The sequence below is a fragment of the Neorhizobium fuzhouense genome (genome assembly GCF_042611105.1).
GTDB lineage: Bacteria > Pseudomonadota > Alphaproteobacteria > Rhizobiales > Rhizobiaceae > Neorhizobium > Neorhizobium galegae_A.
This window is the reverse complement of record NZ_JBHFFP010000006.1, coordinates 150726-171783: the sequence shown is the minus strand read 5'-3', so window position 1 is coordinate 171783 and position 21058 is coordinate 150726. Positions and strand designations below refer to the sequence as shown.

Sequence of the window (21058 nt, the reverse complement as noted above, 5' to 3'; positions counted from 1 at the left end):
CTGCGAGGAATGGGCCGGATCGGTCGTAAAAAACGGCCGTGATTGCTCACGGCCGCCGGTTCAGATTATTCCCACTCGATCGTGCCCGGGGGCTTCGAGGTTACGTCGTAGACGACCCGGTTGATGCCGCGTACTTCGTTGATGATGCGGGTGGCGGTGCGGCCGAGGAAGTTCATGTCGTAAGGGTAGAAATCGGCCGTCATGCCATCGACGGATGTGACGGCGCGCAGGGCGCAGACGAAATCATAGGTGCGGTAATCGCCCATGACGCCGACGGTCTGGACCGGCAGCAGCACGGCAAAGGCCTGCCAGATGGTGTCGTAGAGGCCGGCCTTGCGGATCTCGTCGAGATAGATCGCATCGGCCTTGCGCAGGATATCGAGCTTTTCGCGGGTGACGGCGCCGGGGCAGCGGATGGCAAGGCCCGGGCCCGGGAAGGGGTGGCGGCCGATAAAGCTGTCGGGAAGGCCAAGTTCGCGGCCAAGCGCGCGCACTTCGTCCTTGAACAGTTCGCGAAGCGGCTCCACCAGAGCCATGTTCATGCGCTCAGGCAGGCCACCGACATTGTGGTGGCTCTTGATCGTGACGGACGGACCGCCCGAGAAGGAGACGCTTTCGATAACGTCCGGATAGAGCGTGCCCTGGGCGAGGAATTTTGGCGCACCCTTGCCGTCATTGGCAATCTTGCCGGCCTCGGCTTCGAAGACCTCGATGAACAGGCGGCCGATCGTCTTGCGCTTCACTTCCGGGTCGGTGACGCCGGCAAGCTCGGTGAGGAAGAGGTCGGACGCATCCACATGAACAAGCGGGATGTTGTAATGGTCGCGGAACATGCCGACCACCTGCTCGCTCTCGCCCATGCGCATCATGCCGTGATCGACATAGACGCAGGTGAGTTGATCGCCGATCGCCTCGTGGATGAGAATGGCGGCCACGGAGGAATCGACACCGCCGGAGAGACCGCAGAGCACGCGGCCGGTGCCGACCTGCTCGCGGATCTTGCGGATCATTTCGGCGCGGTAGGCGGCCATGGTCCAGTCGGACTTCAGGCCGACGATCTTGTGCACGAAGTTGGACAGGAGCTTGGCGCCATCCGGCGTGTGCACCACTTCCGGGTGGAACATGGTGGTGTAGTAGCGGCGCTTCTCATCGGCTGCGATGGCAAAGGGCGCATTTTCGGAGGTCGCGATGACCTCGAAGCCGTCCGGCAGTTCGGTCACGCGGTCACCATGGCTCATCCAGACGGGATAACGGCCACCGGCGGTCCAGAAGCCCTCGAACAGCGGACTGTCCTTCCGGATCTCGACATCGGCACGGCCGAATTCGGCGGCATGGCCACCCTCGACGGTGCCCCCGAGCTGGGTGCAGAGCGTCTGCTGGCCGTAGCAGATGCCAAGGATCGGCACGCCCGTCTCGAAGACTTCTTCCGGCGCGCGCGGGCTGCCTTCGGTGGTGACCGAAGCCGGGCCGCCGGAGAAGATGACGCCTTTCGGCGAAAGCTTCAGGAAGGCGTCGCGCGCATTCTGGAAGGGGTGGATTTCGCAATAGACGCCGGCCTCGCGGATGCGACGGGCGATCAGCTGCGTCACCTGGCTGCCGAAATCGATGATGAGGATGCTGTCGGGATGGGCTGTCTGGGTCATGGCGAGCCTTTAATGAAAACTTCCGCTTTTCGCAACCGGGTCAGAGCGCCAAATCGCCGGAAATCAGGGCCTGTGCGAGACGATCGACGGCATCTGCGAGTTTTTCGTCGATCACATGCAGATACTCGGTCCAGTCTCCCACATGGGCAAGTTCCGCCTTGCCATCGGAAATGCCGCGAAGCCCGATGAGCGGAACGCCAAAACCCTGGCAGGCGCGCAGCACGGCAAAGGTTTCCATGTCGACCATCTCGGCCTCGATCGCATCATAGGCCGAGCCCGAAATGATGTGGCCGCCGGTGGAGAGCGAGGCTGCGGGGATGCCGGGAATGGCATGCGGCAGGACGACTGCGGCCGGCAGATCGAGAAAAGGTGTGCGGCCCTTTTCGAAACCAAGCGGCGAGGCATCCATGTCGCGGTAGCCGACCGAGGAGACCTGATAGACGCCTGTCTGTTTGAGGCTCCGCGATCCGGCAGATCCGAGGCAGACGACGAGATCGGGAAGATTGTCCTGCGCCTGAAGCCTCGTCAGCGTGCCTGCCACGGCAATGGCGGCCTCCACCGGTCCGACGCCGGTCATCAGCGGGCGGATGCGCGCCCTCAGGTGCGGGCCATATTCGGCATCCACGGCCATGACGAAGAGGACGGATCGGTCGGCGATGGTCAGAAGCTCGAAACTCATCCGGAAATATCCTGCCTGCCGCGGATCACCATCATGCTGCCGCTCATCGAGGCAATCAGTTTTGCCGGGCCGTCGCTCAAAGCATAGGCGCGACCATCGGCCACGATGATGGTGGAGCCGGGTTTGGTGATTTCGCCTCGAAAGAGAAAGCGCTCTCCGCGTCCCGGCGACATCAGGTTGACCTTGAACTCGATGGTCAGGATCGAGGCTTCCGGCTCGATCACCGTATAGGCGGCATAACCGCAGGCGGCATCTAGGCCGGCGGCAATGACGCCGGCATGCAGAAAGCCGTGCTGCTGGGTGAGTTTTGCATCGAAGGGCATTTCGATCTCGACCATGGCCTGTTCGACGCGGGTCAGTTTCCCCCCGATGGTCACCATCGCCTGCTGGCGATCGAAACTGCGCCTCACACGTGCGCGAAAATCTCCCGGATCGATATCGTCCATGCCCTGCCATTCCTTGTGCGGCCGCGAAAGTGGCATGGCAGAGGCCGGCCCGCAAGCCTATGGCTAATTCAGAAGGAAAAGCGAAAGGTTGAGCAGGCTCGCAAACCCCACCCAGACCGCATAGGGCACAAAGAGGAGGGCGCTCACGCGGTCCGGCTGCCAGTTCTTGCCGATGAAGACGAGGATAGAGGCAAGGAGCGGGATGATGACGAAGAGGCCGAGAGCGGTGCTTTCCATGCCGAAAAAGGCCGGGGTCCAGAGAAAGTTCAGCGCCATCTGGCCAAACCACAGCTGCGTGCGGCTGGAGGCCGGCGCCTGAAGCCACAGACGCGCCCCGGCGATGCCGATCAGCACGTAAAGCGCCGTCCAGACCGGCCCGAAAATCCAGTTCGGCGGATTGAAAGGGGGCTTCTGCAAGGACTGGTACCAGTGGCCCGGCACGTTTGAGACGCCGATCAAAGCCCCAAGGCCGACCACGACGAGAATGAACAGGAGATGGACGAGAAGCTTTTTCATGCGGCCTAACTAGGGCAGTTTGCGCCGATAACCATGGGTTGAGGCGAAGCATCGCGACGGACGTTTGCCCTCAGGCAAGGTGCACGAGATGCTGGTCCCAGGCAACCTCCGAGCGGGTTGCGGCGAGGCGCCCGTCATAGGAGGAAACGGCAAGACCCTGCGGCGCACCGGCAATGCCTGCCGCATCGGCAATCGCCTGTTCGGCAATCACCCGGCCGGTCTGCGCATCCAGGATGACGGCCGCCCCGAGTTTGGGCGATGCAAGACCGACCAGCCGTTCGGCCCTGTTTACCGCAATCGCGCCGACATAATTGCCCAGCCGCTGCGTGGTGTCGTCCGGCAGCGAGACGAAGCGCAGGTCTTCCCCCAGCGCAAACGAGCCGGCAAGCGGCGGCAGGTCGCTGCGGGGCCCTTCATACTGGCAGGCAAACCAGATGCGCCCGCCCTCATCCACATCCAGATGCCGGGTGGAGAGCTGGCTGAGATGAGCCGGCAGCGCGTGACGCTGCACCACATGGCCGGTCGCGGCATCCAGAAGGACGAGCGACGGCTGCATGCGGTCGAGATTAAGCTTGGTGCGGCCGAAATCCGGATGGGTTTCTATGCCGCCATTGGCAACGATCAGGTGGCGCCCGTCATCGGAGACGGTCATGTCGTGGGTGCCGATGCCGGCGGCCTCGAACTCGCCGATGCGGGCAAAGCCGTTTGTTGCATCGTAAAGCCCGATCATGCCGCGATTGCCGTCGAAGTCGTTTTCGCTGGCATAGAGCAGGCGCCCGTCGGGGGAAAAATAGCCATGGCCATAGTAATGGCGGCCCTCCGGCGCATGGATCAGCACCGGTTGTTCACCCCCCTTCGGATCGAAAATCATTGCGAAGGTGCCGGGGCGGCGGGCAAAGGCAACGCCGCGTCCGGTGGCCTTGCAATAGGCAAGCCCGTGGGCGCGGGCAGGAAGCGCAATGCGGTCGATGATCCGGCCCTCGGCAGTGGTCGTGGCAATGCCATAGGCGCCATCAGGGCTTCTGAAGCCCGCGGCAAAGACGGCATCCGCCCGCTCCAGCGCATAAAGGTTCTGCGGCGCAAGGGCGGCCAGGAAGCCGATGCCGGCGGCGCGCATGAACTGGCGCCGGTCGATCTCGCCGGTGCGCACCATGTCAGTCCCCATCCGAGAAGGAGAAGCCGGCACCGAGCCCCAGGCCGCCCCCCAGCCCGTCGCTGAGACGTAGAATGAGGTCACGGCTGTCTTTCAGCAGAACATCGAGCTTCTGGCGCTGTGCCTGGTCGGCAACGGCCACTTCCACATCGGGCTCCATCTCGTTTGCCAGCTTTGTCAGCGATATCAGCAGATCATCGATGGAGCCGACAATCGGCTGCTGGTCCGGAGCGAGAAGATCGCGAAAGCCGGAGGTGTCGAGCAGCCGGTGAATGCCCTCGAGATTGCCCGCGAGCATGGTGAAGGTCAGCTTCGAGCGCCAGAACAGCGCCTGGCGGGGAAAGGTGTTGTTGGCTTCGCCCTTGTAGAAGGTTTCAATGCGCTGGTCGCGCGCGGCCTCTGCCGAATGCACGAGGATGCCGAGCGCCTCGGTGACGCCTTCATGGCCGTCGCGGAAGACGGCGCTGTCGGCGCCGGGGTTCTTCCAGTCCTCCTGGATGCCGTCCGGCTCGTCCCAGAGCTGGGTGAGTTCGGTGGCGATGCGCTGTACATTGCCGGCAATGGACAGGCCATAGCGGCAGCGAAAACTGTCTTTCTCGCTGAGGAGGACGTCCTTGCCGGTGCCGTAGAGCACGAATTCCAGGGCGCCGAGCCCCTGTATGGCAACGCTTTTCTGCGCAAGACCGGCCGGCGATGTCGCCCCTTCGTCGGCGCCTGCCAGCACGGCCTGCACCTGGCGAAGGCCGGTACCCTTGCGATCGGGATAAAACAGGATGCGCTCGAAGCGGTAGGCATCCAGCACCGGTCCGACCCGGACGATCTCGATGCGCGACCAGCTTCTGGCCGCATGTTCGAAGGCCGATTGGGCCGCCTCGTAGCTCTTTTGCGAAGGGGCCGCGCAGAGACCTGCCATGGCATCGGTCAGCATGGCGCTCTCTCCGGCAAATGCGCGATAGCCGGGGCGGATGAAGTCATCCACCACCTTTGCCATCACCTGTTTCGTCGCCTCCTCGCTCAAGGTTTTTGACGGGGCCGTCGCATCCACCTCCTCGGCAAGGCCCGGCGTGGCAAGGAACAGGGTGAGCGCGAGAGCAGACAGCCATCTCGACATCAGAGCGTCTCCAGGAATTTCAAAAGCAGATCCCGGTCGTGCCGGGCAAGTGCGGAAAATGCGGTACGGGCGCGTTCCGCCTCGCCACCATGCCACAGAATGGCTTCGGTGAGGGAGCGGGCGCGGCCGTCATGCAGGAAAAAACTGTGGCCGCTGACGGTCTTCGTGAGCCCGATGCCCCAGAGCGGCGGGGTGCGCCAGTCGCGGCCACCGGCCGTGCCGACCGTCTGGCCGTCCGCCAGGCCTTCGCCCATGTCGTGCAGCAGAAAATCCGAATAGGGCCAGATCAGCTGGAAGGCGAGCGCCTTTTCATCAGCGTTGCGTTGCGTGACATATTTCGGCCTGTGGCATGACGCGCAGCCCGAGGCGTAAAACAGCGCCTTGCCGGCCAGAACCTCCGGCGCATCGACATCCCGGCGCATGGGGACGGCGAGGTTTTCCGAATAGAAGGTGACGAGATCCATCACCGGATCGGGCGCCTCGCTGTCGCCAAGACGGGGCTGAACGCCATTGGCCAGCGCATGGCAGGCGGTTTGGGCAACCGTGCAGTCGCCATAGGGGTCGAGCCGGTCGGGCGTTGAAATTCCCATGTCGCCGGAAAAGGCGGCCGCCACCTGATCGCGCACGCTGGCATTCTGCGCCTTCCAGCCGAAGCGGCCAAGCGTCAGTCGACCGGTGCGGTGGTCCCTCACCACAGCCGCCTTGCCAAAGACGCCGTCATGATTGCGGTCGCCCGGATCGACATTGGCCAGAATATCGGCCTCGGCGATGGCTTCGATCAGTCCTATGCCGGGCATGGGCGGGGCAATGCGCGGGGAGAGCGTGGTGTCTTGGGCAAGCGGGCCATAGGCGCGTTTGGACACGTCATACCGGGGTTTGCGCAGCGTGACCACGGTGCCGTCGGCTAGCGTGACCGGCTGTTCCTCGTAGCGGATGTCGATTTCGCCTTCGGCGGCAAGGCCGGGCACCGCCAGATCCTGCAGCTGTTCGCCATAGGTCGGATCGGGGAAATTGAGGAGATCGTGGCGGTCGATCATCGCCTGTTCGGCGGGCGTGCGGGCCGGTCGCGCAAGCCGCAAAAGCATCGAGGTCGCGTCGCCGGATCCCTCCGGCGGATGACCGCGGCCATCGCGGATATGGCAGCTGAGGCAGGAGCGGGCATTGTAAAGCGGCCCGAGCCCGTCGGAGGCCTGCGTGGAGGAGGGGGCGGCGACCCAGAGCTTGGAAAACAGCGCATTGCCGAGCGAAAATTGTTCGCGCGCGGAAAAATCCAGATTGGCGGAGAATTGCGAGAAGGCGTTTGCATCGACAGGTGCTGTCGACGTGGCGGCCCCGCCGGCCATGGCCTCGAAGGGTTCCGGCTTTGAAAAGTCGGTGGTGACGGCCGTGACGGCGTCGACGCGCTGGCGGTCCTTTGGCGAAAGATCGGTGCGCTGCTCTGCGCCAGGCGCTGCGCCAAGGGCTGCAGCAGGAGCAAGGCAGGCTGCGCCGGACAGGGCAATGACGAGGGCGAGAAATGCCGGGCGCTGGGTCATAGGAGGTGCGGGCCGGCCGTGGTTCAACGGCCGGCCCTCCGATCTTCTTACTTGAACACGGCGTTCGGATTGTCGAGGCTGTCGGATCCTTCCAGCTTGACCGTGCCGAGATCGAGTGCGGTGACGATGCGCTCGACAGTCTTGGTCTGGTCGATCAGCCCGTCGATGGCGGCCTGCACCACGGCATTGCCTTCCTTATTGCCCTCGCCGATCATCTGGTCATAGGCTTCGACGGTTTCGCCGCGCTTGGCCATGGCGTGCATGGCGGCAAGCGTCTTGTCGAGCTTGGCGGTCATTTCGGCATCGAGCGCCGGATCCTTCGCCTTGACGATCTCCGACAGCGACGGGCCGGTCATCTTCGTGCCGTCGATGCGCGTATAGGTGCCGTTATAGGCCGACGCGATGCCGATGGCGTCGTTCAGATGCGAGTTGAACGTGTTGTCGGAGAAGCAGTCGTGCTCTTCTTCCGGATCGTGCAACAGAAGGCCGAGCTTCATGCGCTCGCCGGCCAGTTCCCCATAGGAGAGCGAACCCATGCCGGTGAGGATAGCGGTGAGGCCGGCCTTCGGATCGGCTTCGACCGCCTTTGCGGCTTCGCCCTCGGGCGCCCAGGCGGTCACCATTTCCTGCAGGTCTTCGACCAGAGCGGCGGAGGCCGCCTTCAGGTAATCGCCGCGACGGTCACAATTTCCGTTGGTGCAATGGGCCTTGTCGTAATCGGTATAGGGACGCTCGCCGGCGCCGGGCCCGGTGCCGTGCAGGTCCTGGCCCCAGAGCAGGAATTCGATAGCGTGGTAGCCGGTCGTGACATTGGCTTCCACTTCGCCCGCCTCATGCAGGCTGCGGATCAGTTCCGGCGTGATCTTCGAAGCGTCGATTTCCTCGCCATTCACCTTCAGCTTCGGATTGGCGATGATATTGGCGGTGTAGAAGGCATTGGCATCGCTTTCGGTGCCGTAGGAAGCATCGACGTAATCGATGAGACCCTCGTCCAGCGGCCAGGCGTTCACCTTGCCTTCCCACTCATCGACGATTGGATTGCCGAAGCGGTAGACTTCCGACTGCTGATAGGGAACGCGCGCGGCAATCCAGGCCTTGCGCGCTGCGATCAGCGTTGCCTCGGAGGGCTTTGCGAGAAGCGCGTCGATGGCGCCGTCGAGCGCCTTTGCCGTCGTCAGCGCATCCTCATACTTGGCATGGGCGAGATCGGCGTAGTGGGTGAGAACCGCTGCCGGTTCTGCAGCGCCGGCCGGCGTCACGATGAAAGCGGCGGAGGCGGCCAGCACTCCAAGGCTCACGTTCAATAGCGTTCTACGGATCATGGTTTCTCCTGCGTCGGCGGATCTCGATTGCCGTGTCATGACGCAAACAAAAACCAGTGTCAAATAATCTAGATTAGAACGATTTGAAGCGGTGGTCGGGCCAGGGACACTCTAATACGCCGGATTTGACGAAGCGCAAGTCCGGCCGCAACCGTCGCTATGCGTTGCGCTGCAGCCGACAGAAGAAGAACCCGTCCGTACCGGTACTTGCCGGCGTCAGCGTCAGGCCCGATCCATCGGTGGAATAGGGCTTTGGTGCGTCTGCGCCAAACAGCTTTTCGTAGGCCGGCAGGCTCGCCACCGGCTGGAATGAAGGATTTTCCGCCAAGAAGCGTTCGACCTGGCGGGCATTTTCCTCCGGCAGCACCGAGCAGGTGACGTAGATGAGCGCGCCGCCCGGCTTCACATAGGCGGAGGCGGAGGCAAGCGCGTCGCGCTGCTGGTCCAGCCGCTCCTCGATATTCTTCTGCGTCAGCTTCCATTTCGTGTCCGGCCGGCGGCGCCAGGTGCCGGTGCCGGTGCAGGGCGCATCGACCAGAACCGTATCGAGGCGTCCCTCGAAGGCCTTCATCTGGGCCACATCGTCATGCACCTGCACATTGCGGGTGCCGGCGCGGCGCAGGCGCTCGATGATCGGCGCGAGACGCTTGCGGTCGGCATCATAGGCATGGACCTGGCCCTTGTTGTTGAGGGCTGCCGAAAGCGCCAGCGTCTTGCCGCCACCGCCTGCGCAGTAATCCAGCACCTGCTGGCCCTCGGACGGCTGAACGAGATCGGCAACGATTTGCGAGCCCTCGTCCTGCACCTCGAACCAGCCTTTCTGGAAGGACAGTTCGGCCGTGACATTGGGAAGACGCGAGGCGCCGGTGCCGCTCTCGATGCGGATGCCGTGGCGGGCAATACGGGTGGGCTTTGCGCCAGAGCGATCCAGCGCCTTCACCACCTTGTCGCGGGAGGATTTCAGCGTGTTGGCGCGCAGATCGAGCGAGGGGCGCTCGGCCATGGCCTTCGCCTCGGCGAGCCAGCGGTCGGCGCCGAAGGCGGCCTGAAAGGCGTCAACCAGCCATTCGGAAATGTCGCCCTGCACATGCGCCGGCGCCTGCCCCAGATCGCGGGCGAGGAAGGCCGTCAGGTCCGGTGCGGCGGGGGCGAACTTGTCGTCGGCGAGTTCTGCGCCGAGCGTGTCCGGCGTAAAGCCCCATTGGCGCAGCAGCACCGCGTAGACGAGGGCGGCTTCGCCTTCGTCCTGCATCAGATAGGCATGCGACAGCCGCATGCGCAGCGCGTCATAGACAATATTGCCGATGGCGGCGCGATCGCCGGAGCCGGCGAAGCGATGCGCAAGGCCCCAGTCCTTGAGGGCATCGGTGACGGGCCGCTTGCGCGCCTCGACATCGGCCAATACCTCGATGGCCGCCGCCATTCGTCCGCCCAAACGCATCTTCCATCTCCTTCGGTGTCAGAGCCGCGTTTAGCCGCGATCCATGGCAAGAGCAAGGGCGGGCGTCAGAGGCGGGCGGCGGGCGCCGGTCAGCCGATGACTTCGTAGCAGACCTGGGCAGTGCCGGCGGCCACCATGCCGATGTTCTGGGCGGCAGCCTTGGAGAGATCGATGACGCGACCCTTGATGAACGGACCGCGATCGTTGATCCGCACGACGACGGTCTTGCCATTGCGCTTGTTGGTGACCTTCACCTTCGTGCCGAAGCCCAGCGACTTGTGCGCGGCAGTCAGCGTCGAAGCATTCATGCGTTCGCCCGAGGCTGTCTTGGAATTCAGCGCATACCAGGAGGCGTGACCACAACCGGGTGCTGCATGGGCGTTGATGGGGCCGAGAAGGCTTAAGGTGGCAATGGCAACCGTTACGAAAGTCGTGCGTTTAACGAGCGTCAAATTTCAGTATCCCCTGAGACCAGCGCCAGGAATTGGCGCGTGGGAGGCTTAGGCACGGCCAAAAAAGGCGAAAACGTGGGGTTTGCTATCACGCAATGTTAATGGCTGTAACATTCGTGAACGTAAGCCAGCTAAGGAAATTTGCGCTGAAATTGGAAAAAGTTTAACCGAATCAGTCACCAACTGGAAAACTGTTCCGACCCGATTCAGGGCCTGCACCGGCTCACGAAATCGGCCGAAATTTTTTTATCGTGCGAGGGGCCGAAACGCCTTATTTGGACAGAATTTGTGGCGCCGTGCCCATTAGATTAAGAAAGAATGACCGAAAAAGGCCGGAAGGATGGAATTTTCACCCGGAGCGACCTGTTTCATTCCGGGACTCGTAACCCCGCAGATCAAGGCTTCCAGCGTCCGTCCGCCCACAGCTGCGCCAACGACATGCGATATTCGGGATAGCGAAATTGAAATCCGAGGTTGCAGATCCTGTCATTGGAGACGCGCTTGTTCTCGCCATAGAAGGAGCGCGCCATGGGGCTGAGATCGGCCGTCTCGAAGGCCTGTTCCGGGGGAGGCGCCACGCCCATCAGGCGGGCAGCTTCGCTCACCACATCCTGCGGCGGAGCGGGCTCGTCATCGGTGATGTTGAAGATGCCGCCGAGGTTTTGTGCGGCGAGAAACCGCGTGGCGGCGCCGATATCTTCAACGCGGATGCGGTTGAACACCTGTCCGGGCTTCACCAGCCGGCGCGCCGTGCCCTGTGACAGGTTGACGAAGCCGTTGCGGCCCGGGCCGTAAATGCCGGAGAGCCTCAGCACCGCCATCGGGATGCCCGCCTGCATCGCCGCCTCCGCCCAGGCCTCTTCGGCCGCCACCCGTTCCACGGAACGCTGCGACACCGGCCGGCAGGGCGTTTCTTCCGTCACCCATTGACCGCCGTGATCGCCATAGACGCCGACGGTGGAGAGGTAGGCGGCCCAGGCAAGGTTCGGAAAGAATGCCTTGAGATCGCCGCCGGTCAGCATCAGCAGCGGATCGCCGGTTCGGCCGGGGGCAATCGACTGGACGAGATGAGTGGTGCGCGCCATCTCGGCGACAAGCGCGTCCGACAGCCGCTCGCCATCAAACAGGAAGGGAGCAATATCCTGGTCGGCCAGAGCCTGCAGCCGCTCGGCGCTGCGGGTGGTGCCGGAGACGGTCGCCCCTGCCGCGCGAGCCTCTGCGGCAATCGCCTGACCGGAATAGCCGGCGCCAAAGATCATCATCTGCATGGGTCACGCTCCTGCCATCTGCCATTCCGCTTCCACCAGCGGGTCGTCGTCCTTGCCGCGTCCGGCGCAAAGGCCGGCGAAGGAGGATGCCGGCATCAGCCGCGACAGCGCCCAGACCGCCATGGCGCGCACCACCGGCGCTGCGTCCGTCAGAAGGGCAAGACAGGGCTCGATCAGGGACGCCTCGCCCGAATTGCCCGCCGCGATCAGCACATTGCGCACGAACCGGTCGCGGCCTATGCGCTTCACCGGCGAGCCGGAGAAGAAGGCGCGAAAGGCTTTGTCGTCAAGGCCGAGCAGAAAGGCGATCTCAGGTTCCTTGAGGTCCTCGCGTGCGGAAAACTTCATTTCAGACGCGCTGGCGGCAAACTTGTTCCACGGGCAGGCGGCAAGACAGTCGTCGCAGCCATAAATGCGGTTGCCGATCAGCGGGCGAAATTCTGCGGCAATCGGGCCCTTATGCTCGATGGTGAGATAGGAAATGCAGCGGCGCGCATCGATCTGGTAGGGGGCGGGGAAGGCCTTGGTCGGGCAGGCATCGAGGCAGGCGCGGCAGGAGCCGCAATGGTCGCGCTCGCCTTCGTCGATTTCAAGTTCGGCCGTCGTAAACAGGCTGCCGAGAAACAGCCAGGAGCCGTGGCTGCGCGAGACGAGATTGGTGTGCTTGCCCTGCCAGCCGAGGCCGGCGGCCGCAGCCAGCGGCTTTTCCATCACCGGCGCGGTGTCGACGAAGACTTTCACATCCTCGCCGGCGCGGGCGGCAAAGCGGGTGGCGATCTCCTTCAGCCGGCCCTTGATGACGTCGTGATAGTCGCGGTTGCGGGCATAGACGGAAATGGCGGCGCGATCGGGCTTGGCCTGAAGGCCGCGCGGATCTTCGTCCGGGCCGTAGTTGAGACCGAACATGACGATGGAGCGCACCTCGCTCCACAATGTGCGCGGATCGGCACGACGGGCATAGGTCTCTTCCATCCACTCCATCGTGCCGTGGCGACCGGCCTTAATAAAACTGGCAAGCCGGGCAGGTGCCTCGGGGATCGCGTCCGGGCGGGTGATGCGACAGAGATCGAAGCCCTGCGCTTCGGCCTCCTGCCGGATGAAGGCGGAAAGCTTGCGGCTTCGCAAGGCCTGCTTGTCTGGATCGGCGGGCTTATTCGCCTCAGAAGTCGAGATCCGCATAATGAGATACCGGCGTGATGCCGCGGATGCGTTCCGCCAGCATGGGGCGGAACGAAGGCCGCGATTTCAGCCTCTGATACCATTCCTTGGCAACCGGTGTCTCCTGCCAATCGATCTCGCCGAGATAATCGAGCACCGAGATCGAGGCGGCGGCGGCCAGATCCGCGTAGCTCAAGCGCCCGCCGGCAAGCCAGGTGCGCGATCCGGCAAGCCAGGAGAGGTATTTCATATGCTGGCGGATATTGGCGCGCGCCATGCGCAAGACCTTGCTGTCCGGCGCGCCGCCGCCCTGGGCCGGCGTCATCTGCAGCTTGTAGACGCGCTCGCGCGTCAGGGGCCGCGTGACGTCCTGCTCCATCTTCAGCAGAAACCATTCGGTGAGCCGACGGATCTCGGCGCGTTGGAACGGATCTTCCGCCAGAAGCCGGCGATCACGTTTCAGGACGCCGTGCGTCTCGTCGAGGAATTCGAGAAGAACATTGGGGCCGCACAGAACCCGCATGCTGTCGTCCACATAGACGGGAAGCGTCGCTGCCGGATTGAGCGCCAGAAATTCGCGCCGCTTCTCCCAGGGCTGCTCTTCGACCAGATCCGTCTGAAAGCCGTATTCCGCCAGGATCAGACGGACGAAACGCGACGCGGAAGACATCGGGTGATGGTAGAGGGTGGGCATGGACACATGAACTTTATGATTATTCGACAGGGAGGATGGCTCGCATCTTGCACAGGCCTGACGTAATGCAGCTATATGGGTTTGATAAGCCCAGCACAAGCAATGCCGACCCAACTCCTTCAAACTGTCGTCATCTACTCAATAAAGGATTAAGAATGGCGGACCAGAGCATACTTAGCGCGTTCATTCTTGGGGTGGTCGAGGGGATCACCGAATTTTTGCCCATTTCCAGCACCGGCCATCTCATCATTGCCGAGCAGTGGCTGGGCAGCCGGTCCGACACGTTCAACATCGTGATCCAGGCCGGCGCGATCATCGCCGTCACCATCATCTACTGGCGCCGGCTTCTGAACCTCGTTCTCGGCTGGCGCGAACCGGAAAACCGCGATTATGCGCTGAAGCTCATCGTGGCCTTCCTGATCACCGCCGTGCTCGGCCTCCTCGTCAAGAAGCTGGGCTTTGAACTGCCGGAAGATGCAAGCCCGATTGCCTGGGCGCTGATCATCGGCGGGTTCTGGATGATCTTTGCCGAATGGGCGGCTGCCAAGCGGCCGCAGAGCACGCGCATCACCTGGCTTGCGGCCATTCTGGTCGGTATTGCGCAGGTGGTGGCCGGGGTATTTCCGGGCACGTCGCGCTCGGGCGCCACGATCTTCGTTGCCATGCTGGCCGGAACGGGCAACCGCGCCGCTGCCACGGAATTTGCCTTCCTCGTCGGCATTCCCACCATGTATGCGGCGAGCGCCTATCAGCTTTTGAAAACGCTGAAGGACCAGGGCGTGGCGGGTGAAGACTGGACATCGCTCGGCATCGCCTTCGTCACCTCGACGGTGGTTGCCTTTATCGCGGTCAAATGGCTGCTCTCCTATATCCAGACCAACCGCTTCACCGTGTTTGCCGTTTATCGCATCATCCTCGGCGTCCTGCTGCTCGGCTTTGCCTCCTTCGGCATGATCGCCTGATCCACCGTTAACGGGACCAAAAACAAAAGCCGGGTCGCAGAAGCGGCCCGGCTTTTTTGATGGGATCGGCTCGGTTCGCGATCGGTGCCTCAGACCCCTTGGGGGCGGGGCGGGCACGCGCTTACGTGATTAGCGACGGATCGAGCTTGTGGTGCTGCACGGATCGACGCCATAGGCCGGGGCGCAGGCGCCCTTGTTGGCCGCAACCGTGCCCGGCGCCAGGAAGGAGCCGGCAAGAATGACCAGTGCCGCACACGCAAAAAACAGTGCGATGGACTTGCCCATGGAGGAGTGCCTTTCGGAGGATGAAATCTGTGTCACGGCCATACGAGTCGTCGTTGAGAGAGGCTGCGGTTTACGGGCCGAGCCTCAAGACTTCAATAGGCCATCTTGATGAACCGCCGGTTAACGACATGCGGTCAGAGCCTGCGACTTTTGTGTCACATTAGGAGATATGAAAACAGGCAGACGCTCCGCCTGCCTGTTTGTGTCGCATCCTGGATCAGATAGAAGATGCAAGCGCCTCAGGCGGCCTTGCCGGTACCGGTGAACTGGCCATGCACGCGATACTGAACGAGATAGCTCGGCAGGACGCTCGCCAGAAGCGTCGGGGCAATGCCGAGGCCTTTCAGCGTGCGCCCTTCCTTTTCGGCTACGCTCGAGACCACATTGTCCGTCTTCAGCAGCGTCACCTGGTCGCCGGTGAGCGGCGGCGTGATGAGCGGGATCTTGGAGGCGATGTTGCCGATGAAGCTGGCAACGCCAAACGGCAGGCCAACGAAGCTGCGCTTGCGATAGGTGACGCGCAGCACTTCCTCGAGACACTGCTTGAAGCTCAGCACTTCCGGGCCGCCGAGTTCGTAGGTGGCGCCGGGCACGGCCTTGCCGTCCACCGAGAGCGCCACGGCTTCAGCCAGATCTTCCACGAAGACCGGCTGGAATTTCGTCTTGCCGCCGCCGATCAGCGGCAGGAACGGCATGGTGCGGGCCATGTCGGCGAACTTGTTGAAGAAATTGTCCTCCTGGCCGAACACGATCGAGGGGCGCAGGATCACCGCACCCGGCAGGATCGAGCGGATCGCCTCTTCGGCGCGGCCCTTGGAGCGGGCATAGGAGGAGGCCGACTTGGCATCGGCACCGATAGCCGAGACATGCGTCAGGCCGGCGCCGGCGGCGCGGGCAGCCTCGGCCACGGCCTTGGCGCCGAATTCCTGCACGGCATCGAACGAGTTCTTGCCGCTTTCAAACAGGATGCCGACGCAGTTGACCACATGGCTCGAACCGGCAACGGCCTGATCGATCGAGGCGCGGTAGCGAAGGTTCGCCTGCACCAGCTGGATCTGGCCCGCATAGCCGGCCGGGCGCAGAAAGCCTGCAAGATCGGGACGGCGCACGGCCACCCGGATGCGATAGCCACGCTTGGCGAGCGCGCGCACCACGTGCCGGCCGACAAAGCCAGAGCCTCCGAACACGGTGACGAGCGGCGGAAGATTGGACATGGTCATGGCAGTGCTCCGGAAGCCTTGGGAGAGATCTATGTCCTCTGTCTCTAGCCGATCCGCCCGGCAAGGTGAAGTGTCCTTCAAGGTTCAGGCGCGTGCGGGCGGCCAAAAACCGCAGGCAGGTTTGAATGCCGGCCGAATGGCCGGCATTCGGCAGGATCAGACGCCTTCGACGACCAGAAGTTCGCCGTCTGCCACTTCCTGGCGGATCTTTGCGGCAATCTGGTATTCGGGCGAATGGAAGCAGTCGATGGCGGCCTGTGCGGAGGGAAATTCGATGACGACATTGCGGGCCCGGCCGGTGCCTTCCAGCGCCACGGCCTCGCCACCGCGGGCCAGAAACACCGCGCCGTATTTCTCAAACGCCGGCTTGGCGGCCGCGACATAATCCTTGTAGCGGTCCGGCTCCTTGATATCGATGCGGGCGATCCAGTATCCCTTGGCCATGTCTTGCCTCTCCTTGTGCATGATTTTTCCAGAACCGAAGGCTTAAAGCGCCGTCGCCATCTCGGCAAGGATCGCACGGGCCGCTGCCTGCGGATCCGCAGCCTTGACGATCGGGCGGCCGACGACGAGATGGCTGGAGCCGGCCTTCAGGGCGTCGTAGGGGGTGACGACGCGCTTCTGGTCACCGGCGTCTGCCCCTTTCGGGCGGATGCCGGGAGTGACGAGCGCCATGTCCGGGCCGATGATCTTCCGCACGGCGGCCGATTCTTCCGCCGAGCAGACGATGCCGCCCATGCCGGCTGCTCGCGCCTGCTCGGCGCGTGTCAGCACCAGCGTGTGCGGGTCGTATTCATAGCCGGCCTCGCGCAGATCGGCATCGTCCATGGAGGTGAGAACGGTAACGCCAAGCAGGCAGAGGTTCGAACCCTTTGCGGCGTCCACGGCCGCGCGCATGGCTTTCGGATAGGCGTGCAGCGTCAGCATGGTCACGCCCATCTTGACGATGTTTTCGACGCCCTTGGCCACCGTATTGTCGATGTCGAGCAGTTTCATGTCGAGAAAGACCTGCTTGCCATCGGCCACCAGGTCGCGGGCAAATTCAAGGCCGCCGGCAAACACCAGCTGGTAGCCGATCTTGTAGAAGGAGACATCCGCGCCGAGCGTTGCGACAAGACCTTCAGCCTCGGCGACGGTTGGAACATCGAGCCCGACGATCAGGCGGTCGCGTGGGGTCATTGTCTGTCTCCTTGCCAGAATTCCATCGGCGTCCAGTCGCATGTGAGGCGGCAATCGACAAGGGAGCGGGCAGTCGAGAAGGCAAAAAGATTGCCGCCGCCGCCCGGCTGGTCACCGTCCCGCGCAATCGCCTTGCCGGCGAGATGGCACTTGAGCAGCGTGCCGACGCCGCCATGGCCGATGAAGGCGATGGGCCGCGCCGGATCGTGATCGGCAAGCACACGGGAGACGGCGGAGACAATGCGCGCCTGCGCATCCACCGCCCGCTCCCAGCCTTTGAAACTTTCGGTCGGATGGGCAAAAAACCAGTCGGCGGCCGCCTCGAAGGCCGGCGGCGGCAGAAAACCGGTCGCCGAACGGTCGTTTTCGTGCATGGCCTCATCGACCTCGGGTATGACCGAGGCCGCTTCGGCAAGGATCACCGCTGTCTCGATGGCCTTCGTCTCGCCGCTTGAGACGATACGCGACAGGCGCTTCACCCAAGGCAAGGCCGCCGCCTTGCGCGTGCGCTCGATCCCGATCTCGGAAAGGCCCCATTGCGGCACCGGCACGTCAGCCGAAATCTTCACCTGCGGATGGGTGATGTAAAGGGCAAACATGGAAGGCGCGTCCCCGTTGAAACCGTCAGGGCCTTGTATAGGTCCACAGCTGCGCCGGGGGAATGTTACGCACGACGAAATCGTAGTGCTTGATCTGGTAGCGGTCAGGTCGGGCGACGATGGGCGAGACCGGACCATAGGTGATCTGGATCACCGGGCGGCCACGCGGCATGCGGTCAAGCAGATCTTCCAGAAGCGCAATGCGCCGCTCCATCGGAAAGCTCAGCATCGGAATGGCGGAAATCACCGCGTCGAACTGGCGGTTGCGGAAATCCCCCAGCGTTCTGTCCAGATCGAAGGCATCGCCATTGATGAAATTCACGCGCGGGAACGTCCGGGTGAGGTGCTGGTAGAAATCCGTCGAGAATTCGATCGAGACGAGATTTTCCGGCGCAATGCCCTTTTGCAGGATGGCCTTGGTGATGATGCCGGTGCCGGGTCCAAGCTCCAGCACGGGAAGGCCCGATTGCGGGTTAATGACGCTTGCCATGCGCCGCGCCGTGACGCCGGAGGTCGGAAGGATCGCGCCGACGCTTTTCGGCCCGTCCATCCAGCCCTTGAAGAAGCGAATTTCCTCATCGAATTTGCGGCCAAGCCGCTCTTTCAGGCGCAACTCCATGCATGATCTCCCGGCCATCAAAGCCTCACGTGATCGCGTCGTGATGACGCAAATTCATGAAAAAATGTCGCATCCAAAATGCGGCAAAAAAAGGGACCGGCGAACCGGCCCCTTTCAAAATCATACCCGCATGGGCATCAGAACATACAATGCGTCATCTCCGGCGGTATCGCGCACCAGTGTCGGAGAACCGGCGTCGGCCAGCATGAAGATGGCATCCTCGCCGGAAAGCTGTGCAGTAATATCAAGCAGATACTTGGCGTTGAAGCCGATCTCCATCGCGTCGTTGTCATAGCCGACGGCGACTTCTTCCGTCGCACTGCCCGAATCCGGATTGTTTACGGTGAGCAGCAGCTGGCCCTCGCTGAGCGCCAGTTTCACGGCGCGGCCGCGCTCGGAGGAAATCGTCGAGACGCGGTCTACGGCGCGGGTAAAGCTCTGGCAATCGACGCGCATTTCCTTGTCATTGCCGGTCGGGATGACGCGCTGGTAATCGGGGAACGTGCCGTCGATCAGCTTCGACGTCATCACGATTTGACCGATGGTGAGGCGGATCTTGGCATCCGACACTTCCACGGTGACGACCGTCTCCGGATTGTCGACGAGCTTCTGCAATTCACCCACGGTCTTGCGCGGAATGATGATGCCGGGCATGCCTTCCGAGCCCGAGGGCGCGATGATATCGGCGCGGGCGAGGCGATGGCCGTCGGTGGCGACGGCACGCAGCTTCAGTTCGCCGCCGGCCTCGATCGTGTGAAAGAAGATGCCGTTCAGGTAGTAGCGCGTCTCTTCGGTCGAGATGGCAAACTGCGTGCGGTCGATCAGCATCTTCAGATCGGTCGCCTTGATCTTGAAGCCGTGGCTGAAGGTGCCGGCCGTCAGATCCGGAAAATCCGATTCCGGCAGGCATTGCAGCGAAAATTTTGAGCGGCCGGACTGCACCGTCATGCTGGCGCCATCCGGATTGGTGGCAAGCCGGACTTCGGCGCCATCCGGCAGCTTGCGCACGATTTCATACAGAAGATGCGCCGGCACCGTGGTGGCGCCTGCCTGTTCGACCATGGCCGGCACTTCCTCGGTGATCTCCAGATCAAGGTCGGTCGCCTTCAGGGCCAGATCATTGCCGGAAGCCTTCAGCAGCACGTTCGACAGGATCGGGATCGTGTTGCGCCGCTCCACCACCCGGTGGACATGGTTCAGCGACTTCAGGAGGTTGGACCGCTCAAGAGTTATACGCATGGACGCTACCGCTTTCGACCGTGCCGGTTCGCAAGGGGAGCCGGCATGTTATTTCTGTCCGCAGTCTGGTCGGACGATGTGGACGGGCAAAATGGCAGAGTTTTTAACGAAAAGGCAAGGGGTGGCCGGGTCCGGCGGGGTTTATTTCCTGCCAGGGGCTCATCGGCTCACAGCTTTCCGCAGGATGCGGCGCGTGCTTGCTGAATGAAGGCGCGTCCCGCATAAAGGCATCCTGAAAATGAAAGGCCTGATGAGACCGTGACGGAAGACGAAAATACCTCGGGGCGCACCTATCGGGTGGCCAATGTGGCAGTGCCGGCACGCCCGCTGGAGCCGGCGCTCTATCTGGTGGCGACCCCCATCGGCAATCTCGGCGACATCACGCTTCGGGCGCTGGAGACGCTGGCCGGGGCCGATGTGCTGGCCTGCGAGGATACGCGCGTGACCCGCGTGCTGCTCGACCGCTTCGGCATCGTCAACCGCCCGTATGCCTATCACGAGCACAATGCCAATGAGGCGGGGCCGCGGCTTCTCGCGGCGCTGGAGGCGGGCAAATCCGTGGCGCTGGTCTCGGATGCCGGCACGCCACTCGTCTCCGATCCCGGCTACCGGCTTGGGCAGATGGCGATCGAGGCGGGCTACCGGGTGGTGCCGATCCCCGGACCTTCGGCGCCGCTCGCAGCCCTTGTCGGCTCCGGCCTGCCGTCCGATGCCTTCCTGTTTGCCGGGTTTTTGCCGGTGAAGGACAAGGGCCGGCGCGACCGTCTGGCGGAACTGTCCAAAATTCCGGCCACGCTGATCTTCTTTGAATCGCCGCACCGCATCGGCGATACGCTGGCGATTGCCGCCGACGTGCTGGGGCCGACGCGGGCGGCCTGCGTGTGCCGGGAACTCACCAAGACATTTGAAGAGTTTCGTCGCGGCACGCTTGGCGAACTCTCGGCCTATTACGACGAAGAGCGCACGGTAAAGGGCGAGATCGTGCTCGTCATCGGCCCGCCGGCCTATGACGATATTCCAGCCGCCGTCGATGTCGACGTGATGCTGAGGGAACTGGCGCTCTCCATGCCGGCCACAAAGGCAGCTGCGGAAGCGGCGCGTCTCACCGGCCTGTCACGCAAGGATCTCTACCAGCGCCTCATCGAACTGAAGGACGCAGATGGCGGCTAAGGGCGGCACGCAGGGGAGGCGCCGAAAAGCCGAGCGTCGCGGCCGCTTTTCGGAATATCTCGCCGCCCTGTTCCTGATGGCCAAGGGATACCGCATCCTTGCCCTTCGGGTGCGCACGCCCTTGGGCGAAATCGACATCGTGGCGCGCAAGGGTGACCTTGTGGCGTTCGTCGAGGTGAAGGCGAGGCGGCTGGAGACCGCGGCCGTGGATGCCGTCGGTTCGCTGTCGCAACAGCGTATCAGGGCGGCCAGCGACCTCTGGCTTTCGCGCCGTAGCGATGCGGCCCGCCTGTCGCAACGCTATGATATCATTGCCATCAGGCCGTGGCGGTTGCCGCGCCATTTCCCGGATGCGTTTTGAGGAGGG

Annotated in this window: 23 protein-coding genes; 3 read left to right on the top strand and 20 right to left on the bottom strand. The window is 63.1% G+C overall.

Annotated features, from left to right (window positions below):
- Positions 1 to 65 precede the first annotated feature (65 nt).
- The 13 genes from guaA to ACEXP3_RS12930 form a co-directional block, all read right to left on the bottom strand.
- The gene (gene guaA, locus ACEXP3_RS12990) at positions 66 to 1643 is read right to left on the bottom strand and encodes a glutamine-hydrolyzing GMP synthase (RefSeq protein ID WP_377297636.1); all 1578 of its coding nucleotides are present in this window, start codon (positions 1641 to 1643) and stop codon (positions 66 to 68) included.
- 40 nt (positions 1644 to 1683) lie between these two features.
- Positions 1684 to 2322 (bottom strand): 5'-methylthioadenosine/S-adenosylhomocysteine nucleosidase, encoded by a 639-nt coding sequence (locus ACEXP3_RS12985; RefSeq protein WP_377297635.1) that lies wholly within the window; start codon positions 2320 to 2322, stop codon positions 1684 to 1686.
- Positions 2319 to 2768: a PaaI family thioesterase gene (locus ACEXP3_RS12980; RefSeq protein ID WP_377297634.1), complete on the bottom strand. Its 450-nt coding sequence runs from the start codon at positions 2766 to 2768 to the stop codon at positions 2319 to 2321. Before ACEXP3_RS12980 ends, ACEXP3_RS12985 begins: the two co-directional genes overlap by 4 nt.
- A 63-nt stretch (positions 2769 to 2831) precedes the next feature.
- Complete coding sequence (locus ACEXP3_RS12975) at positions 2832 to 3284, bottom strand: TspO/MBR family protein (protein WP_377297633.1); 453 nt, start codon at positions 3282 to 3284, stop codon at positions 2832 to 2834.
- A gap of 70 nt (positions 3285 to 3354) precedes the next feature.
- Complete coding sequence (locus ACEXP3_RS12970; protein WP_377297632.1) at positions 3355 to 4437, bottom strand: DUF1513 domain-containing protein; 1083 nt, start codon at positions 4435 to 4437, stop codon at positions 3355 to 3357.
- Between the two features lies 1 nt (position 4438).
- Positions 4439 to 5548 carry an imelysin family protein gene (locus ACEXP3_RS12965; RefSeq protein WP_377297631.1) on the bottom strand — a complete coding sequence of 370 codons (1110 nt, stop codon included), beginning with the start codon at positions 5546 to 5548 and terminating at the stop codon, positions 4439 to 4441.
- The gene (locus ACEXP3_RS12960) at positions 5548 to 7083 is read right to left on the bottom strand and encodes a di-heme oxidoreductase family protein (RefSeq protein ID WP_377297630.1); all 1536 of its coding nucleotides are present in this window, start codon (positions 7081 to 7083) and stop codon (positions 5548 to 5550) included. Before ACEXP3_RS12960 ends, ACEXP3_RS12965 begins: the two co-directional genes overlap by 1 nt.
- 47 nt (positions 7084 to 7130) lie before the next feature.
- Positions 7131 to 8405: an imelysin family protein gene (locus tag ACEXP3_RS12955; RefSeq protein ID WP_377297629.1), complete on the bottom strand. Its 1275-nt coding sequence runs from the start codon at positions 8403 to 8405 to the stop codon at positions 7131 to 7133.
- Between the two features lie 157 nt (positions 8406 to 8562).
- The gene (locus ACEXP3_RS12950; RefSeq protein ID WP_377297628.1) at positions 8563 to 9846 is read right to left on the bottom strand and encodes an RsmB/NOP family class I SAM-dependent RNA methyltransferase; all 1284 of its coding nucleotides are present in this window, start codon (positions 9844 to 9846) and stop codon (positions 8563 to 8565) included.
- An 89-nt stretch (positions 9847 to 9935) separates the two neighbouring features.
- Positions 9936 to 10259, bottom strand: coding sequence for a septal ring lytic transglycosylase RlpA family protein (locus ACEXP3_RS12945; protein ID WP_348635457.1), 324 nt, complete (start codon positions 10257 to 10259; stop codon positions 9936 to 9938).
- A gap of 434 nt (positions 10260 to 10693) precedes the next feature.
- Entirely contained in the window at positions 10694 to 11566 is an 873-nt protein-coding gene (locus ACEXP3_RS12940) for an NAD-dependent epimerase/dehydratase family protein (RefSeq protein ID WP_377297627.1), read from the bottom strand.
- A 3-nt stretch (positions 11567 to 11569) separates the two neighbouring features.
- On the bottom strand, positions 11570 to 12745 hold the full coding sequence (gene queG / locus ACEXP3_RS12935; protein ID WP_377297626.1) for a tRNA epoxyqueuosine(34) reductase QueG: 1176 nt from the start codon (positions 12743 to 12745) through the stop codon (positions 11570 to 11572).
- Positions 12726 to 13418, bottom strand: a complete 693-nt coding sequence (locus tag ACEXP3_RS12930; RefSeq protein ID WP_210103796.1) for a glutathione S-transferase family protein — start codon at positions 13416 to 13418, stop codon at positions 12726 to 12728. The genes queG and ACEXP3_RS12930 overlap by 20 nt, the downstream gene beginning before the upstream one ends.
- 155 nt (positions 13419 to 13573) lie before the next feature.
- Here ACEXP3_RS12930 and ACEXP3_RS12925 point away from each other — a divergent pair, with 155 nt between their 5' ends.
- Entirely contained in the window at positions 13574 to 14380 is an 807-nt protein-coding gene (locus ACEXP3_RS12925) for an undecaprenyl-diphosphate phosphatase (RefSeq protein WP_210103795.1), read from the top strand.
- A 129-nt stretch (positions 14381 to 14509) separates the two neighbouring features.
- On the opposite strand, the gene ACEXP3_RS12920 is transcribed toward ACEXP3_RS12925, so the two are convergent.
- From ACEXP3_RS12920 to dnaN, 7 genes are all read right to left on the bottom strand, one after another.
- Entirely contained in the window at positions 14510 to 14665 is a 156-nt protein-coding gene (locus tag ACEXP3_RS12920; protein ID WP_210103794.1) for a hypothetical protein, read from the bottom strand.
- A 239-nt stretch (positions 14666 to 14904) separates the two neighbouring features.
- Positions 14905 to 15885: a complex I NDUFA9 subunit family protein gene (locus ACEXP3_RS12915; RefSeq protein WP_377297625.1), complete on the bottom strand. Its 981-nt coding sequence runs from the start codon at positions 15883 to 15885 to the stop codon at positions 14905 to 14907.
- A 156-nt stretch (positions 15886 to 16041) separates the two neighbouring features.
- The gene (locus tag ACEXP3_RS12910) at positions 16042 to 16329 is read right to left on the bottom strand and encodes a DUF1330 domain-containing protein (RefSeq protein WP_377297624.1); all 288 of its coding nucleotides are present in this window, start codon (positions 16327 to 16329) and stop codon (positions 16042 to 16044) included.
- Between the two features lie 42 nt (positions 16330 to 16371).
- Positions 16372 to 17064, bottom strand: a complete 693-nt coding sequence (gene pyrF / locus ACEXP3_RS12905) for an orotidine-5'-phosphate decarboxylase (protein ID WP_377297623.1) — start codon at positions 17062 to 17064, stop codon at positions 16372 to 16374.
- Complete coding sequence (locus ACEXP3_RS12900; protein WP_377297622.1) at positions 17061 to 17663, bottom strand: histidine phosphatase family protein; 603 nt, start codon at positions 17661 to 17663, stop codon at positions 17061 to 17063. Before ACEXP3_RS12900 ends, pyrF begins: the two co-directional genes overlap by 4 nt.
- 25 nt (positions 17664 to 17688) lie before the next feature.
- Positions 17689 to 18282, bottom strand: coding sequence for a phospholipid N-methyltransferase PmtA (pmtA, locus tag ACEXP3_RS12895; RefSeq protein ID WP_210103789.1), 594 nt, complete (start codon positions 18280 to 18282; stop codon positions 17689 to 17691).
- A 120-nt stretch (positions 18283 to 18402) separates the two neighbouring features.
- Complete coding sequence (gene dnaN, locus ACEXP3_RS12890; protein ID WP_377297621.1) at positions 18403 to 19521, bottom strand: DNA polymerase III subunit beta; 1119 nt, start codon at positions 19519 to 19521, stop codon at positions 18403 to 18405.
- Positions 19522 to 19779: 258 nt separating this feature from the next.
- Between dnaN and rsmI the strand changes: the two genes are divergently transcribed.
- Together rsmI and ACEXP3_RS12880 are read left to right on the top strand one after the other, a co-directional pair.
- Positions 19780 to 20691 carry a 16S rRNA (cytidine(1402)-2'-O)-methyltransferase gene (gene rsmI, locus ACEXP3_RS12885; protein ID WP_377297619.1) on the top strand — a complete coding sequence of 304 codons (912 nt, stop codon included), beginning with the start codon at positions 19780 to 19782 and terminating at the stop codon, positions 20689 to 20691.
- Positions 20681 to 21052 carry a YraN family protein gene (locus tag ACEXP3_RS12880; protein WP_377297617.1) on the top strand — a complete coding sequence of 124 codons (372 nt, stop codon included), beginning with the start codon at positions 20681 to 20683 and terminating at the stop codon, positions 21050 to 21052. Before rsmI ends, ACEXP3_RS12880 begins: the two co-directional genes overlap by 11 nt.
- The last annotated feature ends 6 nt before the right edge of the window (positions 21053 to 21058 follow it).

Excerpts from the sequence above, each read along its gene's own strand:
- ACEXP3_RS12965 (WP_377297631.1), bottom strand. The coding sequence starts at position 5,548 with ATGTCGAGATGGCTGTCTGCTCTCGCGCTCACCCTGTTCCTTGCCACG.
- dnaN (WP_377297621.1), bottom strand. The coding sequence starts at position 19,521 with ATGCGTATAACTCTTGAGCGGTCCAACCTCCTGAAGTCGCTGAACCAT.
- queG (WP_377297626.1), bottom strand. The coding sequence starts at position 12,745 with ATGCGGATCTCGACTTCTGAGGCGAATAAGCCCGCCGATCCAGACAAG.
- pmtA (WP_210103789.1), bottom strand. The coding sequence starts at position 18,282 with ATGGAGTTGCGCCTGAAAGAGCGGCTTGGCCGCAAATTCGATGAGGAA.
- guaA (WP_377297636.1), bottom strand. The coding sequence starts at position 1,643 with ATGACCCAGACAGCCCATCCCGACAGCATCCTCATCATCGATTTCGGC.
- ACEXP3_RS12970 (WP_377297632.1), bottom strand. The coding sequence starts at position 4,437 with ATGGTGCGCACCGGCGAGATCGACCGGCGCCAGTTCATGCGCGCCGCC.
- ACEXP3_RS12950 (WP_377297628.1), bottom strand. The coding sequence starts at position 9,846 with ATGCGTTTGGGCGGACGAATGGCGGCGGCCATCGAGGTATTGGCCGAT.
- ACEXP3_RS12930 (WP_210103796.1), bottom strand. The coding sequence starts at position 13,418 with ATGCCCACCCTCTACCATCACCCGATGTCTTCCGCGTCGCGTTTCGTC.
- ACEXP3_RS12910 (WP_377297624.1), bottom strand. The coding sequence starts at position 16,329 with ATGGCCAAGGGATACTGGATCGCCCGCATCGATATCAAGGAGCCGGAC.
- ACEXP3_RS12955 (WP_377297629.1), bottom strand. The coding sequence starts at position 8,405 with ATGATCCGTAGAACGCTATTGAACGTGAGCCTTGGAGTGCTGGCCGCC.
- ACEXP3_RS12940 (WP_377297627.1), bottom strand. The coding sequence starts at position 11,566 with ATGCAGATGATGATCTTTGGCGCCGGCTATTCCGGTCAGGCGATTGCC.
- pyrF (WP_377297623.1), bottom strand. The coding sequence starts at position 17,064 with ATGACCCCACGCGACCGCCTGATCGTCGGGCTCGATGTTCCAACCGTC.
- ACEXP3_RS12900 (WP_377297622.1), bottom strand. The coding sequence starts at position 17,663 with ATGTTTGCCCTTTACATCACCCATCCGCAGGTGAAGATTTCGGCTGAC.
- ACEXP3_RS12975 (WP_377297633.1), bottom strand. The coding sequence starts at position 3,284 with ATGAAAAAGCTTCTCGTCCATCTCCTGTTCATTCTCGTCGTGGTCGGC.
- ACEXP3_RS12980 (WP_377297634.1), bottom strand. The coding sequence starts at position 2,768 with ATGGACGATATCGATCCGGGAGATTTTCGCGCACGTGTGAGGCGCAGT.
- ACEXP3_RS12985 (WP_377297635.1), bottom strand. The coding sequence starts at position 2,322 with ATGAGTTTCGAGCTTCTGACCATCGCCGACCGATCCGTCCTCTTCGTC.
- ACEXP3_RS12880 (WP_377297617.1), top strand. The coding sequence starts at position 20,681 with ATGGCGGCTAAGGGCGGCACGCAGGGGAGGCGCCGAAAAGCCGAGCGT.
- ACEXP3_RS12920 (WP_210103794.1), bottom strand. The coding sequence starts at position 14,665 with ATGGGCAAGTCCATCGCACTGTTTTTTGCGTGTGCGGCACTGGTCATT.
- ACEXP3_RS12915 (WP_377297625.1), bottom strand. The coding sequence starts at position 15,885 with ATGACCATGTCCAATCTTCCGCCGCTCGTCACCGTGTTCGGAGGCTCT.
- ACEXP3_RS12960 (WP_377297630.1), bottom strand. The coding sequence starts at position 7,083 with ATGACCCAGCGCCCGGCATTTCTCGCCCTCGTCATTGCCCTGTCCGGC.
- ACEXP3_RS12925 (WP_210103795.1), top strand. The coding sequence starts at position 13,574 with ATGGCGGACCAGAGCATACTTAGCGCGTTCATTCTTGGGGTGGTCGAG.